9 protein-coding genes and 1 pseudogene are annotated in these 11325 nt (G+C 51.9%); all 10 read right to left on the bottom strand.

The features are described 5' to 3' along the window. Positions 1–2253, bottom strand: coding sequence for a type I restriction-modification system subunit M (locus tag AAF463_RS05185; protein WP_350261636.1), 2253 nt, complete (start codon positions 2251–2253; stop codon positions 1–3). Next, complete coding sequence (locus AAF463_RS05190) at positions 2234–2593, bottom strand: type I restriction-modification system subunit M N-terminal domain-containing protein (protein ID WP_350261637.1); 360 nt, start codon at positions 2591–2593, stop codon at positions 2234–2236. The genes AAF463_RS05185 and AAF463_RS05190 overlap by 20 nt, the downstream gene beginning before the upstream one ends. A gap of 459 nt (positions 2594–3052) precedes the next feature. After that, positions 3053–3901 (bottom strand): annotated as a pseudogene (gene tssG, locus AAF463_RS05195) (type VI secretion system baseplate subunit TssG); the annotation flags it as partial. Next, positions 3898–5682, bottom strand: coding sequence for a type VI secretion system baseplate subunit TssF (gene tssF, locus AAF463_RS05200; protein ID WP_350261638.1), 1785 nt, complete (start codon positions 5680–5682; stop codon positions 3898–3900). The pseudogene tssG and the gene tssF, both read right to left, overlap by 4 nt. A 7-nt stretch (positions 5683–5689) precedes the next feature. Next, a complete protein-coding gene (locus AAF463_RS05205; protein ID WP_350261639.1) occupies positions 5690–6091 on the bottom strand; it encodes a hypothetical protein in 402 nt (133 codons plus the stop codon). Next, complete coding sequence (locus tag AAF463_RS05210) at positions 6076–7395, bottom strand: phosphatase PAP2/dual specificity phosphatase family protein (protein WP_350261640.1); 1320 nt, start codon at positions 7393–7395, stop codon at positions 6076–6078. The genes AAF463_RS05205 and AAF463_RS05210 overlap by 16 nt, the downstream gene beginning before the upstream one ends. Before the next feature lies 1 nt (position 7396). Next, complete coding sequence (locus tag AAF463_RS05215; RefSeq protein WP_350261641.1) at positions 7397–9151, bottom strand: bifunctional alpha/beta hydrolase/class I SAM-dependent methyltransferase; 1755 nt, start codon at positions 9149–9151, stop codon at positions 7397–7399. Beyond that, positions 9148–9780, bottom strand: a complete 633-nt coding sequence (locus AAF463_RS05220) for a lysophospholipid acyltransferase family protein (RefSeq protein WP_350261642.1) — start codon at positions 9778–9780, stop codon at positions 9148–9150. The genes AAF463_RS05215 and AAF463_RS05220 overlap by 4 nt, the downstream gene beginning before the upstream one ends. 9 nt (positions 9781–9789) lie before the next feature. Next, positions 9790–10719 (bottom strand): phosphatidate cytidylyltransferase, encoded by a 930-nt coding sequence (locus AAF463_RS05225; RefSeq protein WP_350261643.1) that lies wholly within the window; start codon positions 10717–10719, stop codon positions 9790–9792. Further along, entirely contained in the window at positions 10712–11314 is a 603-nt protein-coding gene (locus AAF463_RS05230) for a CDP-alcohol phosphatidyltransferase family protein (protein ID WP_350261644.1), read from the bottom strand. Before AAF463_RS05230 ends, AAF463_RS05225 begins: the two co-directional genes overlap by 8 nt. Positions 11315–11325 lie beyond the last annotated feature (11 nt).

The following is an 11325-nucleotide window of genomic DNA, read 5'->3' on the forward strand; positions in this document are numbered from 1 at the left end:
TTATTTACCCTTCAATAAGTTGGTGAGTTCAGCCAAGCCCTGCATATCAAACTCATTACCGGTGAGTTCACCCATCTTCTCCGCCAGTTGTTGCTCGGTGGTTTTAATTTCATTGGCCACCTGCGAGTAAGTGACGGCGTATTTATCAGCGAGAGCTTGAACTTGGCTAGTAAGTTGGCTAATCACGGCGTTTGGCATGGCGGCGAGTTCTGTGCTTAATGGCGCAATCCATTTAAGGTGCAGCAGGGTGTTCACCTGTTCATCAATTAATGTCTCGATGGTCGTTTTGGTTTTTAAGTGCAGGGCAGTGGCGGCATCTTTGACCATTTTTTTCAGGGATTTTTCTTCATCGATTAATTTGTTCGCGCGAATGATTTTGGCTTCATAGCTGTCTTCTGCAAATTTAGTTTTGGCATCTTTTTGCTCTTTCAAGAAGACTTTGGCTGCCTTACCGACTTCGGCATTGGCAAAGCCGTCTTTACTTTCTTTGACCGTATCTTGTTCTTTTTCTTCTTCAGTCAAGGCTGCTAAAATTTCTTCCAGCGTGCTGGCGATTTCAGCCAAACGGTTTTCTTTAGCTGCCAAGGCATCTAAGTCATCACTTAAATAAGTTTTTTGCACTAAATGAAACGGTAGTATGTGACCTTTCCAGCCGTCTTGTACTTCGGTATCTTTGCCGTCTTTCTTCTTGATGACAATATTAGGGTCAACTTGTTTAGTTGCGGAAAAGCCTTCGGTTTGCATCATTTCTAAATCAGCGCTGATAATTTTCCATTGGTTGTTCAGAAATTGGTAAGCCTGATATTTGTCGATTAAGGTAATAGGGGCTAAGCGAGTAAATAGCTCGGCACTCAATGCCGACTCTTGTTGGTTACGCTTTACGCTTTCCCAGTTTTGTATTAATTGGGAGTTTAGGTGGTCATCAAAGCTATTAAAGGCTTGGTTGTAGGCACTGATAAACTCCAGCACTTGCGGGTGCCCACTAATGCTGGCGTTGACGCCTTCTTTGGCAATGGCCAACTCACTGTAAGCGGCGGATTCTGGCGTAAACAGGGCATTGTGCAATTGCGGGAAAGCTTTCCAATAGTTGTGTAGCTCGGCAATTTCGCTGTTGGGAATGCCGCCGAGCATGATGGCGTGTAAATCCCAGCTTTGTACCGCTGCAGATGAATCCACATAGCGCGGTATGTTGAGATTGTAGCCGTTGTCGCGCAGGGTTTGTTTGCACACCAGTTGCGAGAACTTATCGATACTTTCTCGGTTTATCACTGCATCGGTAATACGCTTGATATCACTGGCTTGTAGTTTGTTGTTCTTACCTTCTTTCATAAAGTGCTTGGAGGCATCGACCACTAATACATCGGTGTTTTGCCGTTTTTGTTTAAGTACTAAAATCACCGTGGGAATGCCGGTGCCAAAAAAGATATTGGCAGGTAATCCAATAACAGTATCAATATGATTTTGCTCAATGAGTTGCTTGCGAATTTGACCTTCTTCACCGCCGCGGAATAAGACACCATGTGGCAGCACAATAGCCATAATGCCATCAGGTTTTAGGTGGTAGAGATCGTGCAGTAAAAAAGCAAAATCGGCTTTGGTTTTAGGTGCCAGGCCAAAACGCGAATAGCGTGGATCGCTGTCTTTAAAGCTTGGGTCCCAGTTTTGTGAGTAAGGCGGGTTAGATACGACGGCATCGACATGCACGGCGTAGTATGAGCCTTGTGGATCGTTTTCATCAAAGTGTGGCCAATCTTCTTCAAGAGTGTCGCCATTACGGGTTTTAATGTTACTGGCTTTGATACCACGCATGATGAGATTCATACGGGTTAGGTTGTAGGTATTAGCTTTTAACTCTTGCGCGTAATAGGTGATGTTGTCTTTGTTTTTAGCATATTTCTCGAATGCCCCACCGATATTGATCAGTAATGAACCAGAGCCGGAGGTAGGGTCGTAAATTTTGATAGTATTTTTATGTTTTAACTCATGGGCGATGATATTCGACATCAATACCGAAACTTCATGAGGCGTGTAAAACTCACCGGCTTTTTTACCGGCATTGGCGGCAAACTTTTCAATCAGGTATTCATAGACGTAGCCAAGTACGTCATACCCTTGATTGCCATTCATGGGGATGCTTTTTATCAGGTGCAGTAAATCGCTGATGGCTTTGGTGCGCTTGCCAGCACTTTCACCCAGTTTGCTTAGACCTGTTTCTAAGGTAGTGAAAATGCCTTCAAACAGTTTTTTTATCATTTGGCGAAATTAAACGGCTAAAGGCCGAGAGTGCATCTCGCACGTTAGATTCATCAAAATCTGATTTTGGATCAATCCATGTTGAAAATAGATTGTCGTAAGCAATGAAATAGCCCAAGTTGCTTTGCACATATTCAACGGTGTCTACGTCTTCTTCATTGAGTGTTTTGATGTCTTCGGGCGTCATACCTTTTTTTGATACAAACTGCACCAGCTGGTCGCTTAGATACTTGTAGAAGATAAAGCCGAGTATGTAATCTTTGTATTCGTTAGCTTCAATTTTAGATCGCATCTGGTTAGCCGATTCCCAGATTTTTGCCGCAAGCTGCTGTTTATTCACAATAAATCCTGTTAAAACGATTTTTTTTCGGAAAGGGATCTTTTAGGGGGGGGATTGTACGTTTGAAGAGACCTTCTTGCCAGCGGCAAGGCTTGATCAGTCTGTGACAGTGTGTAGTTTACAGTGACCCTGAGCCGAAATCCTGCTCCATTCAGAAACAGAATTCCGGCATAATAATGATTTTCCTGAGCAGAGGTTATGCCGATGAAAAAGTCATGACTCACCGAAGAGCAGATTGTCTTTGCCCTGAAGCAAGCTGAGCTGGGTACGCCCGTGCCGCAAGTCTGCCGCAATCTGGACATTTTCCTCTCGCAGTTTTCCTACTTTAATCCGCACCGTCTCCGGCATCGCACTCCGATTATCCTCCCGTAACCCCAGCATCATATTGTATCCGCTGAACAGCCCGGCATCGCCCAGCCGCGGCATTGGCAGCAATCGGGTGGGAATCGTCAGCCAAAACCGCAAATCATAGTCACAGCCCAGATAGGTGCGCAGCAGCGCCATCACGTCCTTCCTGAGCTGTCCGTCAGGCATCCAACCCTTTGCCTCATCAGGATCGTCTGTTGAAAGCTCAACCTGTGAGCAGTAGTCAGCCACGCGGGTTTCATCGCCCAGTATCGGATTCTGATTGAGCGTCATGCCGCTGCGTATTGAAAGCCGGGCGCGTTTTGCCACCGGCATCGTCACCGGATGGTGTGCGAAAACCTCAACTTTGGTGTTCGGTGCCTGGCTGCGTATAACCGCAGCGATGCCTTCAGCAGTGTGTGTGGTATGCAGCAACGGTTTCAGAATAGCCAGCAGGCGTGACGAAGGTTGTTCACCGCTGTTGGAGATGCCGGTTAGCGCCATCAGACTTTGCGAAACCCTATCGGTACCGCCCGGCTCAAAGGTGGCCGGATAGCTGTACTTGCGCCATACGCGGTAAAACTGCGTCATCAGCCGATGATTGAAGATATCCAGAAACGCCGCCATCGCATCAGCTCCGTCACGCCCCTGGTTGATGTCATCAATGATGCTGGTGGGCAGCGGCGAATCCACACCGTACAAACCGAAGAAATTGGTTCTGACCGTTGGTATCGCATCCGGGTTATCGGGGGCAATTTCCGTGCGTTTCAGTTCCCCGGCGGGAAAGCCCAGATGCGGATTGGGGCGAAAGCGCACCGGATCACTCTCTGGCGTGCGGCCCGTGCCGAGGCGGCTGCCGGTCGTTTGCTCAAGCAACTGGCAGAAGCGGTAAAAGTTATACTGCGCGGTCTGGTCATTGCCGTTATCGTCTAGCCAGAACGGCTTTTTGTTTTCTTCGCTCACATCAACACCCTGTCAATGCGGCGCTCCGGCCAGGCCCATTCGGTGCCCGAAGCGGTCAGCAGCACCGTCAGCTGGATAAAGCGCACAACGCTGGCGTACTGCGTCAGAAACTGTTCCAGCAGCTCGCAGAACAGACGGGCATCGCCGGTGCCGCTGAACTGGGTTTCATCGAGCGCCACGCGAATACGCACGCCGTGCCAGTGATACGAGGCGTTATAGTCCTGACGCCAGCTGACGTGACGAATACCGCTGATGCGACGGCGGTTGTTATCGTCATTGCTCCAGTCAAACAGCGCCAGCACGGCGCGGAGGCTTGCAGCATCGCTAATCATCTGGCTCAGCGCGCGCGGATGCAGCAGCGACATCACATGCCACTGATACAGCTGTGTGGTTGGCGGGTAATAAGGCATAGAAGGGGGATGACGCGTTGTGCACTGCAACGTCAGGTTGCCGGTGACCGCGCTTCCATCAAATACGGCTTTCTCCAGCGCCATACGCGGATAGTTACCATTGGTGCAGGTGATGTTCATAAACAGCGTGGCATCATCCTCGCCCCGATCGGTCTCGCTTGCATCGCCACCCAACATCAGCAAGGTTTCATAAAGACCGCTGACACCACGCCAGATGCGCGTATGGAAATATCGCTCCGGCCACGACTCTTTGCGTTGCAACATGCCCCCTTTTTGCCGGAAGTGCCGATACGGCACATAACGCCGCTTATCCAGTGTTTCGCTGGCGGCAACTTCATCAACACTGTAAATCTCAGTGTGCTGATCGCGCAGTCGATGCGGACGCAGACGATAATCGAGTACCGCAGGCTTTACCTTCAGCGGCTCGGCGTTCAGCGTAAATAGGTTAATCACCGGCACGCAGTGAATGCGCAGCGCGTCTGCCGGCAGGGAAATATCATGCGGAAGTGGCTGACTAAGGTGAATATCGAGCATCACTTCCCGGCAGCTTTCATTGAAGGGCAGCGTGTTGAGCCCCGATAGAGTAAAGAAGGCGTAGCGAGCCGGAAAACTGAAATATTCCAGCAGCGGGCGCACTTCACCACAGAGTGCAGGACTGTCGCTTTCCGGCCAGACCGGACGCCAGTGCTGTTGCCAGCGGGCACGGATGTCGCCACTAAATGGCTGCGGATCGTGGTTTTCACTCTGCGGCAGGCGTAAAGTGATGTTGCTCAGATGACGGGTCAGCGCATGGTATAGCAGCGACTGCACTGGGCGATCTCCGTGGATGTAGAGCGGGATATCGCTGAGATCGATTTGGCTCGTATCGGCCTGAGGGCTGAGTGTAAACCGCAGGGAGATCATCTGGTGTCCATCGGGATGGAAGGGCGTCGTTATCTCGCCCAGCGCCAGCGGATGCAATTTCAACGCATCGGTCGTGCGATAAGGGCAGCGCAGGCCAGTGATATCCATCGGTCGGGTCAGCAGCGTCGTGCCTTCCGGCAGCACCGCATCACGTACCTGAGCGACGCTATCGGGCGTAAATTCCACCACAGACATTGATGGCAGCGTGCGGTTTACCACAGGTAGCAGATGCCCGAGCAGCGGCTCTGTTAGCTCCGGAATATCATCATCAATCTTGCGACGCATCTGCGCCATCATCAGCGAGAAGCCCTGAAACAGTTGCTCTACGGAGTCATTCATCTTCAAAGACATGCCGTCGACACCCAGTCGCCGTCCCGCCTCCGGATGCTGCTCCGCAAACTCCTGCGCAGCAGCTTTCAGATAACGCATTTCGCTGTCGAAATATTTTAGAAAATCATGCTCGTTCATTGTTCACCTACTCAACCAGCGTGAGTGCCAGATAACTCACTGAGCAGAGTGAAACCAACCACAACATCAGCAGTGAGATCATTGCCCGGTAAAACATGACTCTTGTTCCGTGCAGGCGATCTGCCAGAGAACGCGGGCGGGCAAATTTTTTCGGCCACAGCTGCGCCATGCCCCGGTCAAACTCAGCAAGGTCGTCTTCGTTGTTGAGCAATGCGAAGAGCCGTTCATCGAGCCATAAACGCCAGCAGTAGTAGTGTGTGATGAAGAACAACACCATTAACGGCAGACTCAGCGCAGAGTGGAGAAGGTTGAGTATCAACGCCAACGGTGGCAGCGTCAGCGCGGCAAAGTAGCGCCAGCTTGCCAGATGAATTTGCACAATTCGGTTGGTCATCATGATGTCTGACATAGCTGTTCCTTGCTGAAGGCTTCGAGGATTGCAATGTGTGCAGGGGTGAGAACAATCTGCGGGCGTCGGGACTTAATGAGTTCAACGGCCTGAACGACAGAGGCTGCATGTCCTTCCGCCAGCAGCCACGCCGCAATCACTGTGGCACTGCGCGATAAACCCAGCGCGCAGCAAACCAACACCTTGTCATTTTCCTGGTGCAGTTGCTGAAGCTGTCTTACCGCAGTCTGCAAATGCGCAATGTCGGGCACCAGCAGATCCATGAGTGGATAGGCCTGCCATCGCTGTGCGTTCCGGTTGCCTTTGTGTAATTCTGCGGTCAGATCAAAAACGGCAAAATCCTGCTGCGCTTTGCCCGGGAACCTGCCCAGCGCTACGCCAGCGACAATCTCATTACTTTGCGCGCTATGCCGGGAAAACCAGCGGCGGGAAATCCTCACGCCTGTCAGATAGGGTAAAAGCAGCAGGCGTGCGGAGAGGGATAAGTTGCCGCAACTGTTTTTCTGGAACACCGTCACGCCCAAGCCGGCATAGCCCGCAGCCACCGCCAGCAGCGCTATGGCAGGCCACAACAGCAAATGACCACAGGGAATCGCTATCCCCGCCAGTAAAAACAGCATTCCACCTAAGCCGTATTTGCTTGCGAGACGTCGCGCGTGCCAAGTGGGCCGCTGCCAGCGCCATTCTCCTCTAATCGGAATCAGGTAGCTGATGATGAGCGCGACCCCAATCCCGCTAATGACATCGATAACATGGTGCTGCCAGGTGGTCAGTACGGAGATAGCTATTAGCAGGAACCAACTGGCCGCAACGATTCTCGCATTGCGATTCAGATGCTGGCGAAAGCGCAGCCAGAGCAGCCAGGTCAGAATAATGTGCAACGAAGGGGCCTGGTTATAGGGTAAATCAAACTGTTCAAGCTGGTGGAACAACCAGCCGAAGACACCCTGGGTTTCCGGGCGCGTGAAGGTAAACTTCAGCGGGAAAAGTAAAAACGCTGCACACGCCACCAGCGATGCTACAAGCAGGCGATAGCCGTGACGCATCAGCTCTTGTCTTGATGTGCAGATGAACAGTGAAATACCGTAAAGCAGGTCGATGCTCCAGTAAGGCACGATGGTCCAGGGAACAAATGGAATCGAACGTTCCCAGGCAAACACCAGGCTTTCCACATCATCGCGGGTCGCGGTGAAGGTATTAACCTGCCCGTAGCTGAGAAAAAACAGGGGCCCCAGCAACATCAGCCAGCAAAGCCCCTGTTTCCAGGGGCTAAAAAGGCGTTGTGTCAGCAACGATTCAGTCATGCTATTTTCTTACCGCCAGCGACACGGTAAAGATGCCAAACTCATCAATTAGCTGGTGGCACTTCTCAAATCCAGCTTCTTCAACCAGCGTATCCATCTCTTTCTGGCTGCGTACGCGCATCAACCAGGGAATACCGTTCTGGTGGCTGGTTAAGGTCCATGCGATGGTTTTCAACTGCGGATGCCACGGTTGCCCGGTATAAACCAGCACGCCGCCCGACGGAATGGCTGCTGCCAACCCGGCCAACGAAGTTTTGATTAATTGGTTGCTCGGAAACAGTTCATACAGGCCGGAGACAATCCCCAGCGTCGGCGCAGGCGCGAGTGTGGCGAGCGAGTCATAATCGAAGGCATTGCCTTTTTTGAACTGTGCGAGATGGCCTAATTGACGCGCTTCAATCATCGCCTGGCCTTTCTCCACATTCAGATCGCTGTAATCTCGTAGCAAGATGCTTTCAATTCCCGGCTGTTTCTCTAGTGCATCAAGAACGTAGCGGCCATGTCCGGCGGCTATGTCGACTACGCGAATCGGCAAATTGTGCTCTTGCAGTTTTGCTACGGCCTGCGCAATCACCTGCTGGATATTCTCTTTGCGCATGCGAATGCCGCGCCAGCCAATGCTGTTGAGGTACTGCCTGTCGATGATACGGCCAATAATGCCGGTGCCTTCAGCCGTGTTGCGGTAGACATAATCCAGCGTACTGCCAGAGTCAAAGCCGGTTTCATATCCCAGGCGCATGCCTTTTGACAGCCGACCAATGGTTTTCATGCCAAAACTTAATGAAGCGTAGGACATGCCTTGTAGTGAGCAGCGTTTAGGAGGAGCCTGCAGCTCACGGTACGCATCAGCGCCCGGACTCCACTGATCTTCATGGCTGTAATCGAAGGTGTAAGGTGCAGCGTGGTAAAGCTGTTCGATAAACGGCTTCATTTTATCGAAGGCAAGCTGGCGATTCTTCTCTCCCAGCGTATCGTGATAAAAACCGGGCAGAATATGCTGCTCTTTGATGGCGCTACGCAGCCCCTGATAGAATTTTTTCTGCGGTTTGGTGTGCACCACAAAATCATCGCCGGAAATCAGCAACTGGGTTGGCACGGTGATGGCGGCAGAGTCAGAAACAATACGCTCCGCCGTTTTATACAGATCCAGCAGAATATTCACGGCAATCTGACGGGTGATAAATTTATCCTGCTCAAAGCTGCGAATGCGCTCCGGGTCGTGGCTGAGAAATTTCCCTTTGACGTAAGAGTTCACGTAAAACAGACCGCGAATACGTTGCAGCATAGCCAAACCCGTGCGTGCGAAAGGCACATACAGCTTCACCTTAAACGCTGGAGAGGCCAGCACCATACCGCGAATTTTAGGTGCGTAATCATGCACCCAGGTAGCGACCAGCACCGCGCCGACGCTTTGCGCAATCACAACAATATCTTCAATGCTCACCCTGGCTTGTTCAGCGACAAAGCGAACAAATTCATCGACGTCCTGCACTGAGCGAGCCAGGCTTGGGCTGTAACCTCGTTCTCCCGGCGAATGTCCGTGTCCACGCGCATCCCAGGCGTAAAAATGGGCATCCGGCATCAGTAACTCATCGACAACATGCTGCAAACGTCCTGAGTGCTCATGCCCGCGATGAAATAGCACAATCACTTTTTTGCTCTGCGCATCCTGCGCGGGCCAGTGGCGAAAATAGAGAGATTCACCGTCGCTGGTTGAAAAAGATCCTTCCTGAAATAAACGTGCTTCCTGGCTCATGATGATTTCCTTATGGCTTGCTGTTGTAATTCGACAAAACGATTTAATAACGCGCTTTTAAATTCGGCCTTGTTGTCCTGATAACGCAGCGGATCATCGATATAAATATCGATAAAGAACGGCACCGGTATTTTCTGACCTTTACCCATTGAGCGATCCAGCCCGTGCATATAGACCGGAATGATGGGCACATCCGGGCACTGCTGGCTGAGATGCCAGAGGCCAGATTTAATTTCTGACAGTTTCCCCGGCTCGCCGCGTGTGCCTTCCGGGAAAATAATCACAATTTTCTTTTCCGCCAGTGCATCGACGCAGGCCTGCAACGGATTAGCCTGATGCGCCCCGCGATACACCGGGATGATGCCAATCACCTTGAGTGCAAACCAACCCACCACTTTGTTTTTCAGGAAGTAATCAGCGGCAGCCACCGGCTGTACGTCCACTAACGTCGAGAGGGGGAACAAGGTGAACAGCGTCAGCACATCAAGATGGCTGTTGTGGTTTGCCACAATGATCGCCGGGCCTGTTTTCGGTAGCTTCTTGCGGTTGGCCACGGCGACACCCAGCCAGATCCACACCACCGGATAAGCGATGCACAGGGTAAAGAGCCAGCGCAGCATGCGGTTCATGTGCGCCTCCTACACGTAGAAGTAGTAATAGAAGTGGAAGAACAGCGGCGCGGTGTAGATCAGTGAATCGAGTCGATCCAAAATGCCACCGTGTCCGGGCAGCAATTTGCCGGAATCCTTCACACCAAAATCGCGCTTGATCGCCGACATCACAACATCGCCGCAAAAGCCGCTTGCACCAATAATCAACCCAGCACCCAGCGAGTGGAGATAACTCATCGGTGTCAGCAGTGGGCCAAGAATCACGGCCAGCAACATGGTGGTAAAGATGCCACCCAGCAAACCGGCCAGCGTCTTATTCGGGCTGACGTTGGGCGTCACGCGAATCCTGCCCAGCGATTTTCCCCACAGATATTGGGCAATATCATTCAGCTCAGTCAGCGCAACGAGGAAGAACACCAGCAGCGCACCGGCGCTGGCGTCGGCACCGGGTAAAGTCATCAGGTAGGCCACGTGGCTCAGAGCAAACACGGTGGTCATCATGCCCCAGTGCATTACCGACGCAGAGTGCAGAAAACCTTTAGTATCACCGGCAATCACCATGCGAGCGGGCAGGAATAGGAAGACATAAACCGGGATAAAAATGATGAACATGCCGTACCAGGCCATGCCGGTCCAGAGATATTGCACCGGGATAGCGGCATACATCCACAGCAGCGGCATACTGTCAGAACGCCGCGTGGGTGCTAGCGTCAGATACTCTTTTAACGACAGGAAGCTGATGAAGCCGAAAAAGGTTAGCGCCAGCCACTTCGGCGACAGCATTGCTAACGAGAACAGGCAGATAATCACCCACCAGCTATTAACGCGCTGCTGCAATTCCAGCCAGTTGCGTTGTGGGCGGCACTTTCTCAGCACAAAAATAATCAGCGTCGCCAGAATGAGAACGCCGAAGATACCGCCCAGGCAGTAATAAAGCAGGTGTCTGGAATCAGTCATTTTTCACCTCCATCGCATTGCGGCAGCGAGTCAGGCTGGTCCAGCACAGCAACAGGGCGGCGATGGCAAACACTGCGTTAGCGTAGCCGATAGACTGCGGCCACAGCGCAATCACCAGGCCGAGAGCGCCAAAGATAAATGCGCGGTCACTTTTGCCTAACGGGCCACGGTAGCTACGGATGCCGTTCAGCGTCTGGCACATCACACCGCAAAATTCGCTCAGCCAGGCAAGCAGCACGACCAGCACAACCCACCAGGCAGAGATGCCAGTAACAAAGGCAAAAGCGAGGTAGAGTGCCGCGTCGGAGATAATGTCACCCACCTCGTTGAGGATTGCCCCGAGGGTGGATTGCTGATGGAATTCCCTGGCTAACATGCCATCAATGGCGTTTAGCGCCATGCGGAAAAACAGGAAAACGGGCAGGGTGATAAAAAAGCGTGGATCGGGGAAACGCATCAACAATGCGCCCAGTACTACAGAGGTGAGCATGGCAAACAAGGTTACCTGGTTCGCAGTGATACCCTGCGCATGTAACCTGACGACCAGCGGTCTTAATAAATGCTGAAACTTCGGTTTTATATCGTATAGCGTCACTTTGTGGCTCC

Origin of the sequence: Pantoea sp. BJ2 (assembly GCF_040255075.1) — a bacterium.
GTDB lineage: Bacteria > Pseudomonadota > Gammaproteobacteria > Enterobacterales > Enterobacteriaceae > Pantoea > Pantoea leporis.